This window comes from Streptomyces argenteolus (assembly GCF_042902585.1).
Taxonomy (GTDB): Bacteria; Actinomycetota; Actinomycetes; order Streptomycetales; family Streptomycetaceae; genus Streptomyces; species Streptomyces argenteolus.
This window is the reverse complement of the sequence record NZ_JBIBEG010000005.1, coordinates 38,612-61,902: the sequence shown is the minus strand read 5'-3', so window position 1 is coordinate 61,902 and position 23,291 is coordinate 38,612. Positions and strand designations below refer to the sequence as shown.

Here is a 23,291-nt window from a genome sequence, read left to right as displayed (position 1 = left end):
CCCGTACACACGGCAAGGCGGGAGGTGGGCGGCGCGCCGGGTGCGTGAATGGCCTCGCGGGCGGGGAGCGGTGATGCTGCTCGTATGACTGATGCGGACGGTGACGGGATCCGGGTGGCCTCACCCGTCGGGCGGTGGGTCGTCCTGACCACCGTGCTCGGGTCGAGCATGGCCCTGCTGGACTCCACCGTCATCAATGTGGCACTGCCCCGCATCGGCGAGGACCTCGGCACCGATCTGGCCGCCCTGCAGTGGACCGTCAACGCCTACATGCTCACCCTCGCCGGTCTGATCCTGCTCGGGGGCGCGCTCGGGGACCGTTTCGGGCGGCGCCGGGTCTTCGTCCTGGGGGTCGTCTGGTTCGCCGTGGCCTCGCTGCTGTGCGGGCTCGCGCCGAACGCCGAGGTCCTGATCGCCTCCCGGGCCTTGCAGGGCGTCGGGGGCGCGCTGCTCACGCCCGGCTCCCTGGCGATCATCCAGGCGAGCTTCCACCCCGACGACCGGGCCCGCGCCGTGGGGCTCTGGTCCGGGCTCGGCGGGGTCGGTGCGGCCGTCGGGCCGTTCCTGGGGGGATGGCTGGTGGACGGGCCCGGCTGGCGGTGGGTGTTCCTGCTGAACCTCCCGCTCGCCGCGATCTGTGTGCCCGTCGCCCTGCGTCACGTGCCGGAGTCGCGGGACCCGGACGCCCACGGGCGCTTCGACGTGCTGGGGGCCGCGCTCGCCGCCCTCGCGCTCGCCCTGGTCACCTACGCCCTGATCGAGGTGCCGGAGCAGGGCGCGTCCCCCGTGGTCGTCGGCGCGGCGCTCGGCGGTGTGGCGCTCGGCGTGGCCTTCGTGACCGTGGAGCGGCGCCGGGCCGAGCCCATGGTGCCACCGTCGATCTTCGCCTCCCGGCAGTTCACGGCCGTCAACATCGTGACGTTCTGCGTGTACGCGGCCCTCGGAGGGTTCTTCTTCCTGTCCGCGATCCAGCTCCAGGTGGTCGCCGGCTACTCCGCGCTCGGCGCGGGGACCGCGCTCCTGCCCACGACGGTGCTGATGCTGCTCTTCTCCGCCTCGGCGGGCGACCTCGGCCGGCGGATCGGGCCCCGCATCCCGCTGACCGTGGGCCCGCTGCTGGCCGCCGCGGGCATGCTCCTGATGCTGCGGGTCGGCGCGGGCGCCTCGTACGTCGCCGACGTCCTGCCGGCCGTGCTGGTGCTGGGCCTCGGCATGGTCACCCTCGTGGCGCCCCTCACCGCGACCGTGCTGGCCGCCGTGGACACCGCGAGGGCGGGGCTCGCCAGCGGGATCAACAACGCGGCGGCGCGGGCCGCCGGGCTGCTCGCGGTGGCCGCGCTGCCGCTCCTGGCCGGGATGGGCCCGGAGGCGTACCGGGACGCGGGGGAGTTCGCCGCGACCTTCCGCCGGGCGATGCCCATGTGCGCCGGGCTCCTGGTGGCCGGTTCGGTGATCGCCTGGTGGACCGTGCGCAAGCCGCGCGAGGTCCTGGAGGAGGCGCGGCCCGCGTGCACGATGCACTGCGGTGTCACGGCCCCGCCCTTGGAGCCGGAGCCCGGACCCAGGCACACTTGAGCCATGTCCATCCACGAGAACCTGCTCGGGGGCCCCGCCCCGACCCACCTGCCCGACGACCCGGAGCCGCGTGAGCTGCTCGCAGCGGGCGCGGCGCCCGCCGACGTCGCGGCGAAGTACCCCACCTCCTCGCTGGCCTGGGCGCAGCTCGCCGACGAGGCGTACGAGGGCGGCCGGGTCGTCGAGTCCTACGCCTACGCGCGCACCGGCTACCACCGCGGTCTCGACGCCCTGCGCCGTGCGGGCTGGAAGGGCCACGGACCCGTGCCGTTCGAGCACGAGCCCAACCGCGGCTTCCTGCGCGCGCTGCACGCCCTCGCGCGCGCCGCGCAGGCGATCGGCGAGCAGGAGGAGTACGAGCGCTGCTCCACGTTCCTGCGTGACTCCTCGCAGACCGCCGCCGACATCCTGGGCTGAGACCTCCTCGCCCCTCGGGCCCCGCGGGCAGCCGCCCGCGGGGCCCGACGCGTTCCGCGGAAGGCCGTTAGGATGCCGAACAGGGGACCGGAGCTCCACCACCTCAGAGGAAGGGGCGGACCGCTACCCGGAAGCTCGTGTCGAGGAGACAGAAATGTCGGCCATCCACCCCGACCCCGAAGCCACCGGTGCGGACACCCCGCACCTGGACTTCGCGGGAACGACTCCGTACGAGGACTATGTCCAGGCGGACATCCTGACCCACCTCCAGCACCTCCGCTCGGACGACCCCGGCGAGATGGTCTTCCTGGTCACCACCCAGGTCATGGAGCTGTGGTTCACCGTCATCGTCCACGAGTGGGAGACGGCGGCGCACGCCCTGCGCGAGGACCGCATACCGGTCGCCCGCGACGCCCTGAAGCGCTCGCTCCGCGAGCTGGAGGCCCTGAACGCCTCCTGGAAGCCGCTCGCCGGCCTCACCCCCGCCCAGTTCAACTCCTACCGGGGCTCGCTCGGCGAGGGATCGGGCTTCCAGTCGGCGATGTACCGGCGGATGGAATTCCTGCTGGGGGACAAGTCGGCGTCCATGCTCGTGCCGCACCGGGGAGCGCCCCGTGTCCACGCCGAGCTGGAGAAGGCCCTGCACGAGCCGGGCCTCTACGACGAGACGCTCGCCCTGCTGGCCCGGCGCGGATACGCCGTGCCGCAGTCGGTGCTCGAACGCGACCTGTCGAAGAAGTACGAGCCGTCCCCCGCGGTCGAGGCCGTCTGGGCGGAGATCTACGCCGACGCCGACCAGAACGCCGAGCTCGTGCGGCTCGGCGAGGTGCTGACCGATGTCGGCGAGCTGGTGTGGCGCTGGCGCAACGACCATCTGACCGCCACCCGGCGGGCGATGGGCTCGAAGACCGGCACCGGGGGATCGGCTGGGGTCGCCTGGCTGGAGAAGCGGGCCACCAAGAGCGTCTTCCCCGAGCTGTGGACGGCGCGCAGCCATGTCTGACCTCCGTGAGCGCGCCACGGCGCTCGACTCCGCCGACCCGCTGTCCGCACTGCGCGAGCTGTTCACCCTCGACGACACCGTCTACCTCGACGGGAACTCGCTGGGGGCGCTGCCCCGCCACGTACCCGCCCGCATGCAGCACGTCATCACCCGTGAGTGGGGGTCGCTGCGCATCCGCTCCTGGGACGAGAGCGGCTGGTGGACCGCGCCCGAGCGGATCGGCGACCGGATCGCCCCGCTGGTGGGGGCCGCCGCCGGACAGATCGTGGTGGGCGACTCCACCAGCGTGAACGTCTTCAAGGCCGTCGTCGCGGCGTCCCGCCTGGCGGGTGGGGGCCGGGACGAGATCCTGGTCGACGCGACGACGTTCCCCACGGACGGGTACATCGCCGGCTCGGCCGCCCGGATGACGGGCCACCGCGTCGTGCCGGTCGCCCCGGCCGACGTGCCGGCCGCGCTCGGCCCCCGCACGGCGGCCGTCCTCCTGAACCATGTGGACTACCGCTCGGGCAGGCTGCACGATCTTCCCGGCCTCACCGCCGCCGTCCACGCCGCGGGCGCCCTCGCGGTCTGGGACCTGTGCCACAGCGCAGGCGCGCTGCCCGTGGGCCTGGACGCCCACCGGGTGGACCTGGCCGTCGGCTGCACGTACAAGTACCTCAACGGCGGGCCCGGTTCGCCCGCCTACCTGTACGTCGCCGAGCGTCACCAGGAGGCCTTCGACTCGCCCCTGCCCGGCTGGACCTCGCACGCGGACCCGTTCGGGATGACTCCCGGCTACGTCCCGGCGGACGGTTCCGTGCGGGGCCGGGTCGGCACCCCGGACATCCTGTCCATGCTGGCGCTGGAGGCCTCGCTCGACGTGTGGGACGGCGTGTCCGTGGACGCCGTACGGGCCAAGTCCCTCGCCCTGACGGACTTCTTCCTCGAGTGCGTCGCCGCCTACGTGCCCGAGGGCCGGGTCACTCCGGTCACCCCGGCCGCCCACGGCGAGCGCGGCAGCCAGGTCTCGCTGCGGTGCGAGGTGCCCGCGGAGACCGAGCCGGTGATGCGCGCGCTCGTCGAGCGCGGGGTGGTCGGAGACCTCCGGCGTCCCGACATCCTGCGGTTCGGTTTCACCCCGCTGTACGTGGGCTTCGCCGACGCGGAGCGGGCGGCGCGGGTCCTCGCGGAGGTCCTGGGGGTCTGAGCGTCCGCCGCCGTGCGCGCCCGCTCTCCGGGCCCGTGCGGCGGCGGTCCGCCGTACTGGTACCGTCCCCGCAGGTCAGTCCAGTTGGGCACAGGCGTAGGACGGTTGGAGCAGCATGTCGGATTCTGCCGCGCGTGATCGGGACGCCGCCGAGACCGAGTCGGCCTTCGCGCATCCGGCGGTCGCCCCCGACGGGTCCGCGGCCTACGGGAGCCACCCCGACCAGGTGATCGACTTCTTCGCGCCGAGGGACGGCCGTGCCGGGGCCCCACTCGTGGTGCTGCTGCACGGAGGGGCCTGGCGCGCCCCCTACGACCGGCAGCACGTGTCGCCGTTCGCGGACTTCCTGGCGCGGCGCGGCTTCGCCGTGGCCAGCGTCGAGTACCGGCGCGGCGGCGAGATCCCGCAGCAGGGCGGGGCCGGGCCGGTGGCCGGACGCTGGCCCGAGACGTTCGACGACGTCGCGACGGCGATGGACGCCCTGCCGGCGCTGGTGGCCGAAGGGCTGCCGGCGGCCGACGTGCGCAAGACCGTGGTCACCGGGCACTCGGCCGGCGGGCAGCTCGCCCTGTGGGCGGCAGCGCGGCACGTGCTCCCGGAGGGTTCGCCGTGGCGGCTGCCCGCCCCTCCGCCGCTGCGCGGGGTCGTCGCGCTGGCGCCGATCGGGGACTTCGCCCGCGCGATGGAGCTGGACGTCTGCTCCGGAGCCCTGCACCAGCTCCTCGGCGGCACCGATGACTTCGAGGCCCGCAGCGCGCACGTCGATCCCGCCCGGCTGCTGCCCACCGGGATCGCCACGGCCGTCGTCCAGGGCGTGGAGGACACCACCGTGCCGTCCGCCGTCACGGAGGCGTTCGTGGACGCCGCGGCGAAGGCCGGGGAGATGGTGGGGCTGACGCTGCTGGACGGGGTGGGGCACTTCCCGCTGATCGACCCGTCCGCGGACGCCTGTGCCGTGGTGGCCGAGGAGATCGCCCAGCTGGCCTGGTAGTACTTGCGACGGACGGGCGAGGATCCGCATCACTGCGGACGCCCGGGGCGGGGCCCGGCACCTACCGTGTGGGTGTGACCGAGACCAAGACCAGAAGCCCGGAGTTCCGGCTGGCCGCAGGCGCGATAGGCGGCCTGCGGCAGGACCTCTTCCACGACGTGTTCGCCTACCGCCCGCTCGGCCCGCTCGGCACGGACGGACCGGTGATCCGCCGGCTGCCGAGGCCCCTGCGGGCCAGGGCCGTCTGGTTCCCGCACGCGGTGGTCGCGGCGGTCGCGCTGATCGCGCTGCTGGACGGTGTCTTCACGGCGAACGACTACTCGCCGTTCGGCGTCGTCACCCTCATCACCGCGTTCCTGCCGGTCGCCACGCTGCTGATGACACTGATCCGCCCACTCCTCGCGTTCTGGGTCTCGATCCTGTCGACCCCGGTGGTGGCCGTGGTGGGCAGTGGCGACTGGCCCTGGCAGGTGAGCGCCTTCATCTGCCATCTCGGCGTGCTGGTCGTCGTCGCGGCGAGGACCCGGCCGCGTACCGCCGGCTGGATGTGGCTGGCCACCCTGGTCGTCGGCAGCCTCCTCGGGAACATCGGCCCCGGTTTCTCCAACACCGCGCCCATGGCCGTCACCTCGGCGTTCGCCCTGCTCGTCGTCGCCATGGTGCAGGTGCGCCGTGAGGCCGAGCGCGAGGTGACCGTGCAGCGCACCGTCACCGCCGTCGAACGCGACCGGCGCACCCTGCTGGAGGAGCGCACCACCATCGCCCGTGAGCTCCACGACGTCGTCGCCCACCACATGTCCGTCGTCGCGATCCAGGCCGAGGCCGCCCCGTACCGCGTGGAGAACCCGCCGCCCGAGCTGGAGCAGGCCTTCGCCACCATCCGGGAGAACGCCGTGGCCGCGCTCACCGAGCTGCGCCGGGTGCTCGGCGTCGTACGGGCGGAGGACTACGAGGCACCGGACGCCCCGCAGCCCACCCTGGCCGAGCTCGACCGGCTGCTGGACAACGTCCGGGAGACCGGGCTGCGGACGGAGAAGACCGTCACCGGCGCCGTACGCGAGCTCCCTCAGGGCGTCGAGCTGTCGGCGTACCGCATCGTCCAGGAAGCACTGAGCAACACCCTGCGCCACGCCCCGGGCGCCACCGCCCAGGTGGAGATCGGGTACGTGCTCGGCGGGCTCGGAGTGCGTGTCGTCAACGGCCCCCCGCGGGGCCTGGTCAAACCGTCGCCGGGGGCCGGACACGGGATCACGGGGATGAGGGAGCGGGTCGCGATGCTGAACGGGGAGATGACCGCGGGGCCGACCGGCGACGGCGGATACGAGGTCGCCGTGTTCCTCCCCGTGCCGTCCGAGCGGGAGCGCACCGAGGACGGTGGGCGCGCATGAGCGAGTCGCCCATCCGGGTACTGATCGTCGACGACCAGATGATGGTCCGCGAGGGTTTCTCCGTACTGCTGAACGCGATGCCCGGCATCGAGGTCGTCGGCGAGGCCGTCGACGGCCGGCAGGCCGTCTCGCAGGTCGCCGCCCTGCGGCCCGACGTGGTGCTCATGGACATCCGGATGCCGGAGCTCAACGGCATCGAGGCGACCCGTGAGATCGTCGCGGCCGACGCGGACGCCAAGGTGCTGGTCCTGACCACCTTCGATCTCGACGAGTACGTCTACCAGGCGCTGCGCGCGGGCGCCTCGGGCTTCCTGCTGAAGGACGCCTCGGCACGGCAACTGGCCGACGGCGTGCGGGTAGTGGCCTCCGGGGAGGCGCTGCTCGCACCGACCGTCACCAAGCGGCTGATCACCGAGTTCTCGAAGATCGCCGAGGCCCCGAGGCCGCCCGCCATGGCCCGGATCGGTGACCTCACCGAGCGGGAGACGGAGGTGCTCGTGCTGATCGCGCAGGGCCTGTCGAACCAGGAGATCGCCTCGCACCTGGTGGTCGCCGAGTCGACGATCAAGACGCACGTCAGCCGCATCCTGGTGAAGCTGGGGCTGCGGGACCGGACCCAGGCGGCCGTGTTCGCCTACGAGGCACGGCTGGTCACGCCCGGATAGCGTCGCCCCATGCACGTGTCCTTCGACCCCTGGTCCCCGGCGTTCGTCGCCGACCCGTACCCCGCCTACGCCGCGCTGCGCGCCACCGGCCGGGCGCACTACTTCGAGCCGACGCGGCAGTGGCTCGTCCCGCACTACTCCGACGTCTCGGGGCTGCTGCGTGACCGGCGGCTGGGGCGGACGTATCTGCACCGCTTCAGCCATGACGAGTTCGGGGTCACCGCCCCGCCGGAGGCGCACGAGCCGTTCCACACGCTCAACGGCCACGGGATCCTCGACCTGGAGGCGCCCGACCACACCCGGATCCGGCGGCTGGTCGCCAAGGCGTTCACCCCCCGGAGGGTCGAGGCGCTCGCCCCGACGGTGGAGCGGATGGCCGCCGCGCTCGTCGACGACTTCGTGGCGGCGGGCGGCGGCGATCTGCTGGGGGCGGTGGTCGAGCCGCTGCCGGTGGCCGTCATCGGGGAGATGCTCGGCGTGCCCGAGGCCGACCGGGGGCTGCTGCGGCCCTGGTCGGCCGCGATCTGCGGGATGTTCGAGCTGAATCCGCCGGAGGAGACGGCGCGGGCCGCCGTCCGCGCCTCGGTCGAGTTCTCCGCGTATCTGCGGGAGCTGATCACCGCACGCCGGGAAGACCCCGGAACGGACCTGATCTCCGGGCTCATCGCCGCGCACGACGACGAGGACCGGCTGACCGAGCAGGAGATCATCTCCACCTGTGTGCTGCTGCTCAACGCGGGCCACGAGGCGACGGTCAACGCCACCGTCAACAGCTGGTGGATGCTCTTCCGGCATCCCGAGCAGCTGGCGACCCTGCGCGCCGACCACAGTCTGCTGCCGACGGCCGTGGAGGAACTGCTGCGCTACGACACCCCGGTGCCCATGTTCTCGCGATGGGTCCTGGACGACATCGAGGTCGACGGCACCGTCATCCCCCGTGGTGCGCAGGTCGCGCTGCTCTTCGCGTCGGCCAACCGTGATCCGGCGCGCTTCGCCGACGCGGAGACGCTGGACCTGTCCCGCCGGGACAACCCGCACATCTCGTTCGGTGCGGGCATCCACTACTGCCTGGGTGCACCGCTGGCCCGGGTCGAACTGGGAGCGGTGTTCGGTGAGTTGCTCCGCAAGGCGCCGGGGATGCGGCTGCTCGCGGAGCCGGAGTGGAAGCCCGGGTACGTGATCCGGGGGCTTCGGGAGCTACTGGTCGAGATCTGAGGCGAGGGTGCCCGACAGCCGCACGCGGTCGGGGTCGTACGGATTCGCCCAGCTGTGCAGGCCCCACGTGGCCACGGCGAACACGCCGGCCGTGCACAGCGCCGCGGCGAGGACACGGCCCCGCAGGGGTGCGCGTCCGCGCAGCAGACGCAGGGTCAGCAGCCAGGTCAGCGGCGGGACCAGGGCTCCGGCGAGCAGGACGAGGGGCAGCTCCGTCCACAGGACCGAGAGATCCCGGCCGTGCCCTTCGAGACCGGTGCCCAGGTGCAGACCGGTGCGGCGGGACGAGCCCCAGACGAACAGGGCCGTCCCCGCGCCGAGCAGTGCCGTCGCGCACCCGCCGTACCCTGCCACGTCGCGTTGCTCCATGGGGGTCAGGACGCCAGGGCGGACATGGCCGGTTCCCTACCTGGTCCGAAGGTCCCTCCGGCGGAAGCCCTCCAGACCGAGCAGGATCAGGGCCGCCGCGACCAGGGTGAGGACGGCCAGGGGTGTCCAGTCCATGGAGGCGGCGGGCAGCTGCGGGACATGGCCGAAGGGGGACAGGTCGTTCATCCGGTCAGGGAACCGCAGCAGCCGGCCCAGGTAGCCGGTCACGAACGCGTACACCGGCACGGCCCACGCGGCCTGGACGGCCCCGGGGAGCCAGCCGAACAGCACGGCGGCCACTCCCGCGGTGACCCAGAGGGCCGGTGCGTACGCGAGCGTCGCGCCGGTCAGGGAGAGCACCAGCCCCGGGTCGCCGGTCGAGGCCGCCCCCGCGACACCGATGCCCAGTCCGGCGAGCAGCAGCACCGCGGTGCCGCCGGCGAGGGCGACCGCCAGATGGCTGCCGGCCCAGCGGACCCGGGACAGCCCGGTCGCCAGGAGGGCTTCGGCCCGGCCCGCGTTCTCCTCGGCCCGGGGCCGCAGCGTGGCCGTCACGACGTGGACGGAGGCCACCACCGCGAGGACCACGATGATCATCGAGGCGAAGGACTCCGCCGTCGTGGCCCCGCCGATCTTCGAGAGCGCCTCCTCCATCTGCTCGATGCTCCCCAGCATGTCGTCGGCCTGGCCGAGGATCGACCCGTACATGGCGCCCATCAGGAACAGCCCGGCACCGAATCCGGCCAGCATCGAGCGGTGCAGCCGGAACGCGAATCCCAGCGGCCGGAGCAGCGCGCCGGACGCCGTCGCGCTGCCGGGCCGGGTGGCGCGGAGCCCCGCGCCCACGTCGCGCCTGGTTGACAGGGCGAAGCCCGCAGCCGCGCAGAGGGCGGCGGACACCAGGCAGAGCAGCAGGGGCCACCAGCGGTTGTCGACGTACGGATAGCCGCGCTGCACCCAGCCGATCGGGGAGAGCCAGGAAAGGGCGTCGCCACCGCCCGCGTCCCCGGCGGCGCGCAGGACGTAGGCGAGCCCGATGACGGCCAGCGCGGAGCCGGAGGCCCCCCGGGTGTGGGCGCTGACCTGGGCGGTGATCGCGGCGACGCAGGCGAAGAAGACGCCGACGGCCGCGAGCGCGAGGCCGTAGAGGAGCGAGCCGGTGGCCCCGGACGGGGCGAGGTCCATGGAACCGAGTCCGGCGGCGAGCAGGACCGCGAGCGCCAGGTCGGCGATCACCGCCACCCCGAGCGCGGCGGCCAGGTGCGCGTGCCGTCCGACGACGGTGGAGCGGACCAGCTCCGCGCGGTTGGTCTCCTCCTCGTCCCGCGTGTGACGGGTGACCGTCAGGACGCTCATGAGGCCGGCCAGGACGGCGGTGAAGCCCAGCATCTGATGGCCGGTCATCGCGCCGAAGCTGTAGTCGTCCAGATAGTGCCGGGGTCCGGTCATCGCGAGGCCGGCCGGGCTGCCCATGGTGGAGAGGGCGGAGGCCCGGGCCTCCGGATCGGCGTAGAGCGTCCGGTACTTGTCGGCTGCTGCCAGGGTGCCGAGGAACAGCGCGAGAATCCACACGGGGAGCCGCACACGGTCCCTGCGGAGGTTGAACGCGATCAGGGTGCGGGTGCCCGCCAGGGCTCCGGGGCCCGTGAGCATCCGTGGCGCGGCCGGTGTCCTGGTGGCGGTGGCGGCGCTCATCGCGCGCTCCCGGCGGCGCGGTCCGTCCCGGCGGCGCCGTGGCCGACGGCGGCGAGTTCGTCGCCGTAGTGGCGCAGCATCAGTTCCTCCAGGGTCGGCGGGTGGCTGATCAGGCTGCGTACGCCGAACGAGGCGAGCCTGCTCACGGCGCCGTCCAGGTGGCCGCCGTCCACCGTGAAGCGCACCCGGGTGCCGCCCGTGGCTCCCTCGGTCACCACCTCCACGGAGTGCACGCCGGGCAGCCGGTCGAGCCCTTCGGCGGGCCGGTCCGTCTCCGCCTCGACCGTCGTGCGCGTCAGATGCCGCATCTCGCTCAGCGACCCGGACTGCACGGTCCTGCCGCGGCGGATGATGCTGATCCGGTCGGCCAGCTTCTCGACCTGGGCCAGGACGTGGCTGGAGAGCAGCACCGTCCTGCCCGCCTGCTTCGCCTGGAGGATCACGTCCTGGAAGACCGTCTCCATCAGCGGGTCGAGCCCGGCCGTCGGCTCGTCCAGGAGCAGCAGTTCCGCGTCGGACGCCAGGGCCGCGACGATGGCGACCTTCTGCCGGTTGCCCTTGGAGTAGGCCCGGCCCTTCTTCGTCGGATCGAGGCCGAAGCGCTCGATCAGCTCGTCCCGCCGCCGCTTGTCGGCCCCGCCCCGCAGGCGCGAGAGCAGGTCGATGGCCTCGCCGCCGGTGAGACCCGGCCACAGCTCCACGTCGCCGGGCACGTACGCCAGCCGCCGGTGCAGCTCGACGGCGTCGTGCCACGGGTCCCTGCCGAGCAGCCGGGACGTGCCCGAATCGGCTCGCAGCAGCCCCAGGAGGACGCGGATGGTGGTGGACTTCCCGGCGCCGTTGGGTCCGAGGAAGCCATGGACCTCACCGGTCTCGACGGCGAGGTCGAGGCCGTCCAGCGCGCGCGCCCGCCCGAACGACTTGTGCAGCCCGGCGACGCTGATTGCCTTCGTCATACGTCTGAACGTACGCAGACTTCATAAACTTGTGAAGTTAAGGAACCGTATAAAGTCGAGCCATGACCTGGGCGGCGGAGGCGGCGGGAGACATGACCAGCGAGACCGGCGGCGACGTGGCCGACGCGCGCGACGAGGAGGCCGTGTCGCGGTTCGTCGAGCGCTTCGCGGCCGAGATGGCCGAGGCGGGGATGCAGCGGATGGCCGCACGGGTCTTCGCGGCCCTCCTCGCGGACGACGACGGCTCCATGACCTCGGCGGACCTCGGCAGGCGCCTGCGGATCAGCCCGGCGGCCGTCTCGGGCGCGATCAGCTACCTCACCCAGGTCAGCATGGTCGGCCGGGAACGCGACCCGGGCTCACGCCGTGACCGCTACCGCCTGCACGACGAGGTCTGGTACGCCGCCCTCGCGGGCCGCGACCAGGTGATGCTGCGCTGGGAGCGCACGCTCAGGGACGGCGCGCGTTCCCTGGGCGAGGACACCCCCGCCGGTGCGCGCCTCACGGAGACGGCGGAGTTCTTCGCGTTCATGCAGGGGGAGCTGCTCGGGGTGCTGGACCGGTGGCGGCAGAGCCGGAAGGCGGGCGGCTGAGGGCGCTCCGGCCGGAGGGTCTCCGTCCGCAGCGCCCCCGCCCGGGAGCGGTCAGCCGTCCACCGGCGGGAGTATCAGCCCCCAGGCTCCCGCACGGACCGTCCAGGTGCGGGTCCTGACCGGGCCCGCCACCTGTATGTCCGCGCGGTAGCGGAAGTCCGGGCCCGCGACCGTGACCGCCTTGGCCTCCGCGGTGAGCGTCTCGCCGGAGGTCGTGCGGATCACCACGTCCGCCAGCCCTCCGTCCCCCTGGGCGGTCACCGAGACGCCCTCGACCGGACGGTCCAGGTCGTTCAGCAGGACCCCGTCCGCCTCGACCCGCAGCCGGTGCGTCCGGGACGGGCCAGAGGGCGACGGCGGGGCGGGGCGGACCAGGGCCGCCACGAGGGTGCGGCAGGTGTCCCAGATGGTGTGGGGCGGGCCGGCGGGGGGACTCGCCGCCGGGATGCGCAGTTCGCCGAGGACGACCCCGTCGCTGTCGTCGACCAGCAGGTCCAGCCGGCGGACGGCCCCGTCGAGGACGGTCCGGGCCGCGGCGACCGCCCCCCGGGGAACGCCCAGCGCGTGCGCGAGTTCCAGGGAGTGGGCCGCGCCGACCGGGATCAGGGAGAGCGTGCTCTCGGAGAGCTCCCGCTCCCGGTGGAGCTGGGAGACGGCGCGCAGCAGCGCGTGGTCGTCGCCGACGACCACGGGACGTCTCGCGCCCCGCCGTGACAGGGCCCTGGCGAACTCGTCGGGGCCGTCCGGAAGGCAGATCTTGGCGTGCGAACCGGCGCTCAGAACGTCCTTCGCGATGCGCACGGACTCGCCGTCGTAGCGGCGGGCAAGGGGGTCGATGAGTACGAGTAGCTGGTGGTCGCCGTCGCCGGGGGGCTCTGCAGCCGACACCTCGGTCCTTCCTCGGGTAGCATCTTGGTGCAAGAGCCCCTTGCGCTATTGCGCCAGGGGCTTCGTCTATTCCGGGGCACCCGGTTCGACGGCTCAGGCTTTGCCGCACATCGTCGTGCGGCAGGTACGACCTTTACGTACGCCCCCTGACCTTGGACATGCCCCGCCCGGAAGGGGTGTACGCCTGTGCCCGCACTTGTGCTGCTCGGTGCTCAGTGGGGTGACGAGGGCAAGGGGAAGGCCACCGACCTGCTCGGTGGGTCCGTCGACTATGTGGTGCGCTACCAGGGCGGCAACAATGCCGGCCACACGGTTGTCGTAGGCGACCAGAAGTACGCACTGCATCTCCTCCCCTCCGGAATCCTGTCGCCGGGATGTACTCCGGTCATCGGTAACGGTGTCGTCGTCGACCCGGCGGTCCTGCTCTCCGAGCTGAGCGGTCTGAACGAGCGAGGCGTCGACACGTCCAAGCTCCTGATCAGCGGCAACGCTCATTTGATCACTCCGTACAACGTCACCGTCGACAAGGTGACCGAACGCTTCCTCGGCAAGCGCAAGATCGGCACGACCGGGCGCGGTATCGGCCCGACCTATGCCGACAAGATCAACCGAGTGGGCATCCGCGTCCAGGACCTCTACGACGAGTCGATCCTGGAGCAGAAGGTCGAGGCGGCGCTGGAGCAGAAGAACCAGCTCCTGGCCAAGGTCTTCAACCGGCGCGCGATCGACGCCGGGAAGATCGTCGAGGAGATGCTCCAGTACGCGGAGCAGATCAAGCCGTACGTCGCCGACACGACGCTGATCCTGAACGACGCCATCGACGAGGGCAAGGTCGTCCTCTTCGAGGGCGGCCAGGGCACGCTGCTGGACGTCGACCACGGCACGTATCCCTTCGTCACCTCGTCGAACCCGACCGCGGGCGGCGCCTGCACCGGAGCCGGCGTGGGCCCGACGAAGATCAGCCGGGTCATCGGCATCCTCAAGGCCTACACCACGCGCGTCGGCGCGGGACCCTTCCCGACCGAACTTCTCGACGAGGACGGCGAGGCGCTGCGCAGGATCGGTGGCGAGCGCGGTGTCACCACCGGCCGTGACCGGCGCTGCGGCTGGTTCGACGCCCCGATCGCGCGGTACGCGACCCGGGTCAACGGCCTCACCGACTTCTTCCTCACGAAGCTGGACGTGCTGACCGGCTGGGAGCAGATCCCGGTGTGCGTGGCGTACGAGATCGACGGCAAGCGCGTCGAGGAACTCCCGTACAGCCAGACCGACTTCCACCACGCGAAGCCGATCTACGAGATGCTGCCGGGCTGGTCCGAGGACATCACGAAGGCCAAGACCTTCTCCGACCTGCCGAAGAACGCGCAGGCGTACGTGAAGGCGCTGGAGGAGATGTCCGGCGCCCCGATCTCCGCGATCGGTGTCGGCCCCGGCCGTACCGAGACCATCGAGATCAACTCCTTCCTCTAGGGGAGGACACGACGACGGCCGGTCCTTCCTCGCGGAAGGGCCGGCCGTCGTCGTTCCCGCGCGGGCAGCCGCGGCCCCCTGGGCGCCGTCAGGGCAGCTGCCGGAGGAACGCCGCCACGAACAGGGCCCCGGCCAGGCAGCAGAGCAGCGCCGCCGGCGCCACCCAGCGGGCCCTGCGCTGCCCGCGCAGCGGCGCAAGCAGCCGCTCGTGCAGCCCGGCCAGGCCGTGGAGCGCGGCCAGGGCGGCGAGGCAGCAGGGAACGGCGACGGCGACGTGGGCGAGCCAGGCCCCCGCCTTGCCGGGTCCGCCCCAGGAATCGCCGTACGGGCCCTCGTCGACGAATCCGTAGAACGGGCCCCGGGCCAGCGCGAGCAGGGTCACGGCCGCGAGGACGAGGGACAGCGCGCCCAGCAGGACGGAGGCGACGGCGTGGCCGGCCACCCGGACCGGCGCCGGGCGCGGGGCGCCGGGAGACGGGGCCGCCCGCAGCAGGGAGCAGGCGGAGCCGGTGCGGCCCGCGAGGGTCAGGGCGAGCGCTGTGGCACCCCGGGGGAGCAGAGTGAGCGCGTCCAGCACGCGGAGCGGGGGACGCCGGGCCGCGAGGGGCCGGGAGCGGTGCGGGGCTGGTGGGGTGTCCATGACGGGACCGTAGGCGCGGGGCCGTGCCCGCCGCGGCCTACCTGGGTGCCGTCCTGGCCCCGTACCGGGGTAGGGGGTGGCTCAGCCCGCGCCGCAGAGCCGCATGCCCTTCGGTGTCGCGCACGGCAGGTGGCCGTTGGCCCGCATGACTTCCTCGCCGTAGTTGTCCAGGTAGTTCAGGAAGCTGGAGACGAGGGAGTTCGCGGGCGGTGAGCCGTAGGTGTACGCGTACTCGATCTCCTGGTACGGGTAGCCGCTGGTGTCGATCGTCTCGACCGAGGGTGTGATGCTGTCGATCGTCACCTGGTGCGCTCCTTCGGGAACGGCCCCGGCCCGCAGCTCCGTGTAGCCGACGGCGCCGTCGAGCTCGGCGACCTTGGGCAGCACCTGGTCCGTGCCGTCGAGTTCGCAGCGGATGACCGGGGCCCGGGGGTCGTCCTTGGTGGTGCAGTCGCGCGAGGAGGTGGCGAGCTCGTTGCCGTCGAGCACACGCCGCTGGAACACCTCACGGGTACCGGAGTTGGCGTCCCGGCTGACCAGCAGGATCTCCAGGTCGGGCCCGCCGTCGATCTGGTTCCAGTTGCGGATCTCGCCTCGGTAGATGCGCCTGATCTCGTCGAGGGACAGGTCGCGCACGGGGACGGTGTCGTTGACGACGAGCGAGAAGAGCGAGACGGCGACCGGCTTCTCCCGCAGCCTGGCGAGACCGGAGGGCTTCGGTCCGTCGGACAGGGCGATCAGGGAGGGGGAGCCGGACGAACCGGCCTTCGCGCCCCGGGCGTCGAGCTCCCGGACGCCGGCGTTGCTGCCGTGGGTGTCCACGACGATGGTGGACCCCTCGCACTCCTTCTCGTACTTCTTCTCCAGTTCCTCCAGGACCGGGCGGAAGGCGGTCGAGCCGGTGAGGGTGAGGGTGCCCGTGGCGCAGTCCAGCGGCGGCGGGGTGTCGTCCCGTACGACGATGATGCCGGCGAGCGCGAGTACGCAGACGGTGAGCGCGACGGTGATGATCCGGGCGGCCCGGCCGAACATCGGAGGCTTCTCGTCTGGGCGGGCTGCCGTGTTGGGGGCCACCACCCCGTCGCGGATGCCTCCGGTGACCTTGATGGGACCGCCCACCTGCGAACCGGTCAGCAGGACCAGGAGCTTGAAGTGCTCGTTGCGGTTGAGCGGGACGCGCGGCAGCTGGATCAGGGAGCCGTTGTGGCGCACGGCGGCGGAGGTGAAGTGGTCCATGAGGTGATCGGCGCCCGGTGAGTGGGTCACCGCGATCCCCCGGACCGTGCGGCCCGTGAACTCGGCGGTGAGGCCGTGGAGATCGCCCCGGCCGGTGTAGTCCTCGTCGGCGATCGACTGCGAGCCGTCGTTCTCGATGCGCAGCAGGACCAGGGTGGCGTCGGCCATGTCCGGGGTCTCGCTGAAGAGACCGAGCCGCACGTTGGCCCGCCCCTGGCTGACCTCGCTGCCTATCGGGGTGTCCATCTGGACGCGGTAGCCGATGCGTTTGCGGCGCGGGACCCGGCGTTCGTACCAGAGCACGCCCGCCGAGGTCAGTACGCCCACGACCGCGGTGAGGACGGCGACGACGTTCTCGGGGCTGAACCACTCCATGGTTCTGGCGCTCCCTCGTCGGTGCGGTGTGCCGGTCGGCGTCACCGTACGACCCCGCCCCACGCCGTGGGAGCGCGGCCGGGAGCTTTCCGGTGAAGTTCGTCTTGTGTTCAACAAGGCTGCGCGAAAAAGGAGTTGGAGATCCGCCCGCGAGGGGTCGAGTTCTGGTCTAGACCTTGACAGGTCCAGACCATCGACGCTTGAGTGGCCGTACCCCCCATGGCGGCGCACGCTCTGCGCGAGCGCCGCGCCGAAGGAGTGATCGCGTGATCAAACGTGTCATGAGCCTGATCGCCGCGCTGGGCGTGGTGGTCGCGACGTTCGTCTTCCTCCCCGCGTCCACGGCGTCGGCCGCCACCTGCGCACCGGCCTGGAGCTCCTCCGCCGTCTACTGGGGCGGCGGCGCCGCCTCGTACAACGGGCACAACTGGTCCGCGAGGTGGTGGACCCAGAACGAGCGCCCCGGCACCGCCGAGGTCTGGGCCGACCAGGGTGCCTGCGGAACCGGCGGCACGGACCCCGGTACGCCCAACCCGTCGGGCTTCGTCGTCAGCGAGGCCCAGTTCAACCAGATGTTCCCGAGCCGCAACTCCTTCTACACCTACAGCGGTCTCACCGCGGCTCTCAGTGCCTACCCCGGCTTCGCCAACACCGGAAGCGACACGGTGAAGAAGCAGGAGGCCGCCGCCTTCCTCGCCAACGTCAGTCACGAGACCGGCGGCCTGGTGCACATCGTCGAGCAGAACACCGCCAACTACCCGCACTACTGCGACACCAGCCAGTCCTACGGCTGCCCGGCCGGCCAGGCCGCCTACTACGGACGCGGCCCGATCCAGCTCAGCTGGAACTTCAACTACAAGGCCGCCGGTGACGCGCTCGGCATCGACCTGCTCGGCAACCCGTGGCAGGTGGAGCAGAACGCCTCCGTGGCCTGGAAGACCGGCCTCTGGTACTGGAACACCCAGTCCGGCCCCGGCACGATGACGCCCCACAACGCCATGGTCAACGGCGCGGGCTTCGGCGAGACCATCCGCTCCATCAACGGCAGCCTGGAGTGCAACGGCGGCAACCCCGCCCAGGTCCAGAGCCGCATCGACAAGTACAAGGCCTTCGTGCAGATCCTGGGCACGACGCCCGGCTCGAACCTGAGCTGCTGAACCCGGCCCCACCCCGGGGAAGGGGGCGCGTCCGGCAGTGGCCGGGCGCGCCCCGATTCGCGTTCCGCGACGGCGGGTTGGCAGGATCGCGCACCATGGACACGGACAGCCGACCCGACCCGCCCACGACGACCGAGGCACGCCTCGCCCTGATCGACTCCGTCCTCGCCCTGCCGTTTCCCGCAGGGGAGGAGAGCGAGGACAGCGGCGTCCGCAGCAGCGGCCCCGGGCATCACCTGGTGATCCTGCGGGCGAGCCGGGACTTCTGGGACGACCGGTCGCCCGAGCTCGTCGAGCCCGCCGAGCAGGAGATCGAAGCGGAGTTCAGTGTGCTGGCCACCACGCTGAGCGAGCGATGGGGGGAGCCGGAGACCGTCGACCTCTGGCCCTTCCTGGAGGGGGAGGAGGGCGCCCCCGCTCCTCCGGAGCCCATGGGGCAGCTCTGCAACCTCGCGGGCAGCATGCAGGTGTGGCGCGTGCCGGGGAGCACGCGGTGGCTCGGTCTCGCCGTGGGCCAGGCCGACCCGGAGTTCCCCATCTGGCTGCTCGGCGCCGTCGGGGAGACGGCGGTGCTCCCGGAGTGAGCCGGGACCGGGCCGCCGGGCGGGTCCCCCCGCCTGGGGGGAGTGCATCAGCAGGTGCTGGTGCGCGGGCGCCCCGGACTCCTCCCCGCTCGTGATCACGGCCCGCTCGCCCGGGTCCCAGCAGCTTCGGCCGGATCACCGGGTCCCCGAAGGAGGACGGGGCGGTTATGAGGTACGGCGCCCAGGGGCACCCGGGCCGCCCGTGACACGGCATCGGCCGGTACGCCCTCGACGCGGAACTCCACGTCGAGGCCCTCTCGTCCGGAGTGCGGCACGGACGGGATCCACGCTGAGGGCTCTCCCCGACAGTCACCGGCGCCGACGACAGCGACCACCCCCGTGAGCCGCTGCCGCCGCGCCCGAGGACGTCCCCCGACATCCTCGTCCTGCCTCGGTTCCGGGGCGCCGTGACCTCCCCCGGCGTCCTGCGGACGCTCCGGAACACACTCGGGACTCTAGGGGGGCCGGGCGGCGGCCCGGGAGATTCAATTCGCACCGTGTGACGCGCGACGGGTATCAAACGGCACAACCGTACCGGTACTCTGCACTCCGGTTTCGGGCGGGAACGGGGGTCACATGAGCGGGCGGGAACGGGTCGACGACGTACTGCTCATGTACCGGCTGGCGCGGACCGGGGGGTCGTCCGCGCTGCTGCGCGGACTGGCGTTGCGGGCGGACGGATGGGCCGGGGTGGTCGACCGGACCGGCACGGTGCTCCAGGCCGTGGCCGGAAACAGCCGCCGGCCGGGGCACGAGGCGGCGTCCCTCGCCACCCGCGCGGTGCGGGAGCTCGCGGCCCGGGGCGCGGGGTCGTACTCCCTGGACACCGAGGACTCCGTGGCGCTGCTGCTTCCCCTCGACCGGGCACCCGAGGACCGCGGCCCCGTCCTCGCTCTCGTCGCCCCCGGTCCGCTGCCCGCCGGGCTCGCCACGCTGACGGCGGACGCGGTGATGCCGCTGGCCCTGTCCTGGGCGACCGAGAGCGTCGAGCGCAAACGGCGCCGCGTGGACCTCGCGGAGTCCAGGGGCCGTGAGGCGGTGCTGCACCTCCTGATGACAGGTCAGCTCTCGATAGCCCATCAGGTGGCGGGCGCCCTGCGGCCGAAGCTCCCCGATCCCGTACGGGTCTGCGTCGTCGAGTGCTCCGGTGGTCAGCGCGACGAGGTGGCCCGGATCTGCGCCGACGTCTCGGGCGGGCGCACCTGGATCGTGCGCTGTCCGGTCTACGCCCGCCATCTGATCCTGATCATGCCGGCGGACGAGGAACCGGAAGCGGAGGGGCCGGGTGCCGGCCGCACACTCGACCTCACGGTCGCGGGCCTCGTGGACGACTGTGTGGTCGGGGTCAGCGAGGAGGTGCGGCTGCCCGACACCGCGACCGCCTACCAGCAGGCCTTCCACGCCCTCGCCGTCGCCCGTGGACTTCCCGGGCGCCACTCCAGGTTCGGTGCCGCCCCGGAACCCGCGCTGGTGGCCGGGGCGGCCGGGGCCCGCTGGGCCGACGCCCTGCTCGCCCCGCTGCTCGCCCACCGGCCGCGCCGTTCCCAGGACCCCGGCAGTCAGGAGCTCGCGGCGACCGTCGCGTCCTGGCTGGCCTTCTCCTCGCACGCCACGCAGCACCTGAAGATCCACCGCAACACCCTGGCCGCCCGCCTCCGGCTCGTGGGCGAGCTCCTCGGCCTGGACCTGAACCGGGTCGCGGACCAGGCGGCCGTCGACCTCGCCCTGCGCATCAGGGCCACGCCCGCGCTGCACCCGCCGTCCGCCGGGGGCGCCCAGGAGTCCGAGGACCTCGACGCGGTCCTGCGGACCCCCGGCTTCCAGGAGTGGGCCGTCCACCAGCTCGGCCCGCTCTCCCAGGCGGGCCCCACGGGCGAGGAGACCCTGCGGACCTGGCTGGCCTGCGAGGCCCAGCTGAGCCCGGCGGCGGTCCGGCTGGGCATCTCCGTGCCCGGTGCGCGCAAGCGGCTCACCCGGCTGGAGGCGCTGCTGCGCCGCTCGCTGCTCCAGACACCGAGCGCGCGCCACGACCTGTGGCTCGCGTTCCGCGCGGTGGACCTCGCGGCCTGAGCCGCTCAGCCCACCTTCGTGTACGTCAGGCTCTCGCCGGTGGCCGTGATCTCGCGGCGCAGGCTGCCGTCGGGCAGCAGCGTCAGCACGGTGGGCCTGCCCGGGGTGCACGAGGACATGGGCTCGCCGGACGTGACCCGGGAGGGCCCGATGCGGACGGACGTGCCGGAGCCGGGCGGGGCCTCCAGATCGGCCTGGAAGACGCAGCGGTAGGAACCTCCGCCGCCGAGCGGGCCCTCGGCGGTGAGGGACAGCACGGTGTCACCGACCTCGCCCTGCTGGATCACCAGTCGCCGGGTGGACGCGCCGGCGCCCGAGCCGATCGTGCCCGACCACGTGCCCAGATAGCCGGCGGGGACGGGGCCGTCCGCGTTGGCGGGGTCGGCGGACGTTCCGTCCGGCGTCGCCGAGCCGGTGGAGGGATCACCGGAGGTGCGGCCCGAACCGGACGCGGACGTCGGGGAGGGCGAGGCCGTCGTGCCGCCGTCGCCTCCCGTCATGAGGGCGTAGACCCCCCAGGCCGCGCCCACCGCGACCAGCACGGCGGCGGCGAACAGCAGGAGCACGGTCCCCGCTCCACGGCGGCGCTCGGGCACGGGCCCGGTGAGGTGGCCGGGTGCCGGGCCGTACGGGGGAGTGGAGCCGAATCCGTGGCCGGGCTGGTGCGGGTAGCCGTAGGACGGCTGCGGAGCGACGCCGGGCGGACCGATCAGCGTGGGGGGCCCGTACCCGGCGCCGGGCGGGCCCACCGGGGCGGCAGGAGCGGGCGGCCCCGCGTAGGCCGGATGCACGGGCCCCGCGGACGGGTGCGGTGCGGACGGTGCCGGTACGGGTGCGGGCGGGGCGGGGTGTGCCGGTACGGGGGGTGCCGGCTGCGCGGGCACCGGCGGGGCGACGCCCGCCGGGGCGGTCCGCGCGGGCGCCGGTGTGCCGGACCGCGCCGGGGGATGCGGACCGGGGCCGCCCTCCTCCGGGTCCTCCGCGTCCAGGAGCTCCACCGCGTGCCGCCCGAGCTGGGCGATCAGCGCGCCGGGCAGCCACGGCTCCTTCGTGTCCGGATCGCCCAGCCGCTCCAGGACCGTGTCGGTGGACGGCCGCGCGGCCGGGTCCTTCGCCAGGCAGTCCCGGATCAGCTCGACGAGATCCACGGGCACGCCGGTGAGGTCCGGCTCCTCCTGCGCGATCCGGAACATCAGCGCGTGGATTCCGGTGTCCGCCATGCCGAAGGGCAGCCGGCCGGTCGCCGCGTAGGCGAGCACGGAGCCGAGGCAGAAGACGTCGCAGGCCGGCGTCACGCGCTCGCCCCGCATCTGCTCGGGGGACATGAAGCCGGGGGAGCCGATCACCGCTCCCGTGCGCGTCAGGCCGCTGTCGGTGACGGCGTCCAGGGCGCGAGCGATGCCGAAGTCGATGACCCTGGGGCCGTCGATCGTCAGCAGGATGTTGGACGGCTTCAGGTCACGGTGGATCAGACCGGCGCGGTGGATGTCCTGGAGGGCTCCGGCCAGACCGGCCCCCAGGGCCCGGACGGAGCGTTCCGGCAGCGGGCCGTACGCCCCCGACTCCGCCGCGGGCAGGCCCCGGCGTCCGGAGACCACGAGGTGCAGGGAGGGGCCGGCGACGTATCCCGTGGCCACCCACGGCACCGCCTCGTCCACCCCGGCGTCCAGCACCGGTGCGGTCCAGGCGCCGCCGACCTGACGGGCGGCCCGCACCTCCGCGCGGAAGCGGTCGCGGAAGTGCTGCTGCGCCGCGAGTTCGGGGCGGACCAGCTTGATGGCGACGGTGCGGCCCCGGTCCGAACGGGCCAGAAAGACCTGTCCCATGCCGCCGGCGCCGAGCCGCCCCAACAGGCGGTAGGTGCCGATACGGTGCGGATCGCCGGAGCCCAGCTTCTCCATGTGCGCTTCCTCCCCCGTACGGTCGTGGCGGACCGTGACCGAGGATAGCGGCGGCCGTGCCGGACCGGACCGAGGGCGTACGGAGGCCACTCCCCGGGGGTGGTCGGCCGCGGAACGGGCGTCCGCGGGAGCGCCGGGCAGGCGATTCGTTATTTGCCGCCGAGGAAACGCCAGGTGCCCCGCGCGCTTTCCCCGAGCGCCACCGGACTTTTGCGCATGCCGAAGTCTCGCGGCGATTATCCGCGAGATGATTTCGCTACCCACAGGTAATAAAACGATCCGGTGGAGTGGCGGGTTGTTGGCCGGGTGTGGAACGCAGCATTGCGGGCAGGGGGACGTATTGCGGAATATCGGACGGGTGCTGCCTGAATTCGCTCGCGCGGTCAGTCTCGATGAAGAGCGTTCACACCTATGGAGACGCTGTGTGACAGCGCTGCGGTTGCAGCCCGGTCCGCGGGTGGACGCGTCACGCGCGGTCCGGCCGTCCGGAGTGTCCGGTGCGTGCCCGTCGAGGCCCCGGCGCGGGCCGGACGGATCCCGGCGCTCCGAGGGCCGGTGACGAAGCGGGCGGGGACGCCGTGAGCGCGACCCCTTCCGGGCCCGGCGTCGCGGAGTGGCTCGGGGCGGGAAGCCTGCCCGCCCGGCTCCGGCCGGGGCCGACGGTCCAGTTGAAAGGGATGATCCCGAATGGGCAGCGGGAGTGGACGCCTGTTGATGGTCCAGGCCATTGGCGCCCAGGTGGGGGCGGGCGTGCGCGCTGTCGCCGCCGGCGGACCGGCCGCGTCCTCCCGGGTGGGCCGGAGGGGTGCGTGCGGGTCGGCGCCGGACGCGGCGGCCGGGAGTGCGAGGCCCACGCCCGGGCCCACACCTGGGCCCACGCTGGGCCCAGGTCTGGGCCCAGGAGCCCGGTCCTG

The 23,291-nt window shown here is 73.1% G+C and carries 20 protein-coding genes; 13 read left to right on the top strand and 7 right to left on the bottom strand.

Annotated elements, in window-relative coordinates; genetic code table 11:
* The first annotated feature begins 84 nt into the window (after positions 1-84).
* The 8 genes from ACFY8O_RS19000 (at position 85) to ACFY8O_RS18965 (ending at position 8,443) form a co-directional block, all read left to right on the top strand.
* Positions 85-1,575, top strand: a complete 1,491-nt coding sequence (locus ACFY8O_RS19000) for an MFS transporter (protein WP_387903834.1) — start codon at positions 85-87, stop codon at positions 1,573-1,575.
* 3 nt (positions 1,576-1,578) lie between these two features.
* Positions 1,579-1,992: a DUF3151 domain-containing protein gene (locus ACFY8O_RS18995; protein WP_387903832.1), complete on the top strand. Its 414-nt coding sequence runs from the start codon at positions 1,579-1,581 to the stop codon at positions 1,990-1,992.
* 154 nt (positions 1,993-2,146) lie between these two features.
* Entirely contained in the window at positions 2,147-2,995 is an 849-nt protein-coding gene (locus tag ACFY8O_RS18990) for a tryptophan 2,3-dioxygenase family protein (protein ID WP_387903830.1), read from the top strand.
* Entirely contained in the window at positions 2,988-4,184 is a 1,197-nt protein-coding gene (gene kynU, locus ACFY8O_RS18985; protein WP_387903828.1) for a kynureninase, read from the top strand. The genes ACFY8O_RS18990 and kynU overlap by 8 nt, the downstream gene beginning before the upstream one ends.
* Before the next feature lie 115 nt (positions 4,185-4,299).
* A complete protein-coding gene (locus ACFY8O_RS18980; RefSeq protein ID WP_387903826.1) occupies positions 4,300-5,175 on the top strand; it encodes an alpha/beta hydrolase family protein in 876 nt (291 codons plus the stop codon).
* A 74-nt stretch (positions 5,176-5,249) separates the two neighbouring features.
* The gene (locus tag ACFY8O_RS18975) at positions 5,250-6,563 is read left to right on the top strand and encodes a sensor histidine kinase (protein WP_387903824.1); all 1,314 of its coding nucleotides are present in this window, start codon (positions 5,250-5,252) and stop codon (positions 6,561-6,563) included.
* Positions 6,560-7,228, top strand: a complete 669-nt coding sequence (locus ACFY8O_RS18970; protein WP_145813014.1) for a response regulator — start codon at positions 6,560-6,562, stop codon at positions 7,226-7,228. The genes ACFY8O_RS18975 and ACFY8O_RS18970 overlap by 4 nt, the downstream gene beginning before the upstream one ends.
* 9 nt (positions 7,229-7,237) lie before the next feature.
* A complete protein-coding gene (locus ACFY8O_RS18965) occupies positions 7,238-8,443 on the top strand; it encodes a cytochrome P450 (RefSeq protein ID WP_387903821.1) in 1,206 nt (401 codons plus the stop codon).
* On the opposite strand, the gene ACFY8O_RS18960 is transcribed toward ACFY8O_RS18965, so the two are convergent.
* From ACFY8O_RS18960 to ACFY8O_RS18950, 3 genes are read right to left on the bottom strand one after another with little or no spacing between them, the layout of a single operon-like run.
* On the bottom strand, positions 8,426-8,797 hold the full coding sequence (locus ACFY8O_RS18960; protein ID WP_208766157.1) for a hypothetical protein: 372 nt from the start codon (positions 8,795-8,797) through the stop codon (positions 8,426-8,428). The two genes, ACFY8O_RS18965 and ACFY8O_RS18960, sit on opposite strands and share 18 nt — an antisense overlap.
* A gap of 51 nt (positions 8,798-8,848) precedes the next feature.
* Positions 8,849-10,507: an ABC transporter permease gene (locus tag ACFY8O_RS18955; protein ID WP_145813019.1), complete on the bottom strand. Its 1,659-nt coding sequence runs from the start codon at positions 10,505-10,507 to the stop codon at positions 8,849-8,851.
* Entirely contained in the window at positions 10,504-11,463 is a 960-nt protein-coding gene (locus ACFY8O_RS18950) for an ABC transporter ATP-binding protein (RefSeq protein WP_387903818.1), read from the bottom strand. Before ACFY8O_RS18950 ends, ACFY8O_RS18955 begins: the two co-directional genes overlap by 4 nt.
* A gap of 92 nt (positions 11,464-11,555) precedes the next feature.
* Here ACFY8O_RS18950 and ACFY8O_RS18945 point away from each other — a divergent pair, with 92 nt between their 5' ends.
* Positions 11,556-12,056 carry a GbsR/MarR family transcriptional regulator gene (locus ACFY8O_RS18945; RefSeq protein ID WP_387904534.1) on the top strand — a complete coding sequence of 167 codons (501 nt, stop codon included), beginning with the start codon at positions 11,556-11,558 and terminating at the stop codon, positions 12,054-12,056.
* A gap of 51 nt (positions 12,057-12,107) precedes the next feature.
* Here ACFY8O_RS18945 and ACFY8O_RS18940 read toward each other — a convergent pair whose 3' ends face one another.
* Entirely contained in the window at positions 12,108-12,944 is an 837-nt protein-coding gene (locus ACFY8O_RS18940) for a diacylglycerol kinase (RefSeq protein ID WP_387903817.1), read from the bottom strand.
* A gap of 186 nt (positions 12,945-13,130) precedes the next feature.
* On the opposite strand from ACFY8O_RS18940, the gene ACFY8O_RS18935 reads away from it, so the two are divergent.
* On the top strand, positions 13,131-14,414 hold the full coding sequence (locus ACFY8O_RS18935) for an adenylosuccinate synthase (protein ID WP_145813024.1): 1,284 nt from the start codon (positions 13,131-13,133) through the stop codon (positions 14,412-14,414).
* An 88-nt stretch (positions 14,415-14,502) separates the two neighbouring features.
* Here the strand turns inward: ACFY8O_RS18935 and ACFY8O_RS18930 are convergent, their stop codons facing one another.
* Together ACFY8O_RS18930 and ACFY8O_RS18925 are read right to left on the bottom strand one after the other, a co-directional pair.
* Positions 14,503-15,054, bottom strand: coding sequence for a hypothetical protein (locus tag ACFY8O_RS18930; protein ID WP_387903814.1), 552 nt, complete (start codon positions 15,052-15,054; stop codon positions 14,503-14,505).
* An 81-nt stretch (positions 15,055-15,135) separates the two neighbouring features.
* Positions 15,136-16,665 carry a substrate-binding domain-containing protein gene (locus tag ACFY8O_RS18925; RefSeq protein ID WP_387903812.1) on the bottom strand — a complete coding sequence of 510 codons (1,530 nt, stop codon included), beginning with the start codon at positions 16,663-16,665 and terminating at the stop codon, positions 15,136-15,138.
* 266 nt (positions 16,666-16,931) lie between these two features.
* Between ACFY8O_RS18925 and ACFY8O_RS18920 the strand changes: the two genes are divergently transcribed.
* The 3 genes from ACFY8O_RS18920 (at position 16,932) to ACFY8O_RS18910 (ending at position 20,476) form a co-directional block, all read left to right on the top strand.
* Positions 16,932-17,822 carry a glycoside hydrolase family 19 protein gene (locus tag ACFY8O_RS18920; RefSeq protein WP_145813030.1) on the top strand — a complete coding sequence of 297 codons (891 nt, stop codon included), beginning with the start codon at positions 16,932-16,934 and terminating at the stop codon, positions 17,820-17,822.
* A gap of 95 nt (positions 17,823-17,917) precedes the next feature.
* The gene (locus tag ACFY8O_RS18915; RefSeq protein WP_145813032.1) at positions 17,918-18,406 is read left to right on the top strand and encodes a hypothetical protein; all 489 of its coding nucleotides are present in this window, start codon (positions 17,918-17,920) and stop codon (positions 18,404-18,406) included.
* Between the two features lie 576 nt (positions 18,407-18,982).
* Positions 18,983-20,476, top strand: a complete 1,494-nt coding sequence (locus ACFY8O_RS18910; protein ID WP_387903809.1) for a helix-turn-helix domain-containing protein — start codon at positions 18,983-18,985, stop codon at positions 20,474-20,476.
* A gap of 5 nt (positions 20,477-20,481) precedes the next feature.
* On the opposite strand, the gene ACFY8O_RS18905 is transcribed toward ACFY8O_RS18910, so the two are convergent.
* Positions 20,482-22,377 (bottom strand): serine/threonine-protein kinase, encoded by a 1,896-nt coding sequence (locus ACFY8O_RS18905; RefSeq protein ID WP_387903806.1) that lies wholly within the window; start codon positions 22,375-22,377, stop codon positions 20,482-20,484.
* Positions 22,378-23,291 lie beyond the last annotated feature (914 nt).

Bases quoted from the DNA above. Each gene is read 5' to 3' on its own strand.
- ACFY8O_RS19000 (WP_387903834.1), top strand. From the start codon at position 85: ATGACTGATGCGGACGGTGACGGGATCCGGGTGGCCTCACCCGTCGGG.
- ACFY8O_RS18995 (WP_387903832.1), top strand. From the start codon at position 1,579: ATGTCCATCCACGAGAACCTGCTCGGGGGCCCCGCCCCGACCCACCTG.
- ACFY8O_RS18990 (WP_387903830.1), top strand. From the start codon at position 2,147: ATGTCGGCCATCCACCCCGACCCCGAAGCCACCGGTGCGGACACCCCG.
- kynU (WP_387903828.1), top strand. From the start codon at position 2,988: ATGTCTGACCTCCGTGAGCGCGCCACGGCGCTCGACTCCGCCGACCCG.
- ACFY8O_RS18980 (WP_387903826.1), top strand. From the start codon at position 4,300: ATGTCGGATTCTGCCGCGCGTGATCGGGACGCCGCCGAGACCGAGTCG.
- ACFY8O_RS18970 (WP_145813014.1), top strand. From the start codon at position 6,560: ATGAGCGAGTCGCCCATCCGGGTACTGATCGTCGACGACCAGATGATG.
- ACFY8O_RS18965 (WP_387903821.1), top strand. From the start codon at position 7,238: ATGCACGTGTCCTTCGACCCCTGGTCCCCGGCGTTCGTCGCCGACCCG.
- ACFY8O_RS18955 (WP_145813019.1), bottom strand. From the start codon at position 10,507: ATGAGCGCCGCCACCGCCACCAGGACACCGGCCGCGCCACGGATGCTC.
- ACFY8O_RS18950 (WP_387903818.1), bottom strand. From the start codon at position 11,463: ATGACGAAGGCAATCAGCGTCGCCGGGCTGCACAAGTCGTTCGGGCGG.
- ACFY8O_RS18945 (WP_387904534.1), top strand. From the start codon at position 11,556: ATGACCAGCGAGACCGGCGGCGACGTGGCCGACGCGCGCGACGAGGAG.
- ACFY8O_RS18930 (WP_387903814.1), bottom strand. From the start codon at position 15,054: ATGGACACCCCACCAGCCCCGCACCGCTCCCGGCCCCTCGCGGCCCGG.
- ACFY8O_RS18925 (WP_387903812.1), bottom strand. From the start codon at position 16,665: ATGGAGTGGTTCAGCCCCGAGAACGTCGTCGCCGTCCTCACCGCGGTC.
- ACFY8O_RS18915 (WP_145813032.1), top strand. From the start codon at position 17,918: ATGGACACGGACAGCCGACCCGACCCGCCCACGACGACCGAGGCACGC.
- ACFY8O_RS18910 (WP_387903809.1), top strand. From the start codon at position 18,983: ATGAGCGGGCGGGAACGGGTCGACGACGTACTGCTCATGTACCGGCTG.
- ACFY8O_RS18905 (WP_387903806.1), bottom strand. From the start codon at position 22,377: ATGGAGAAGCTGGGCTCCGGCGATCCGCACCGTATCGGCACCTACCGC.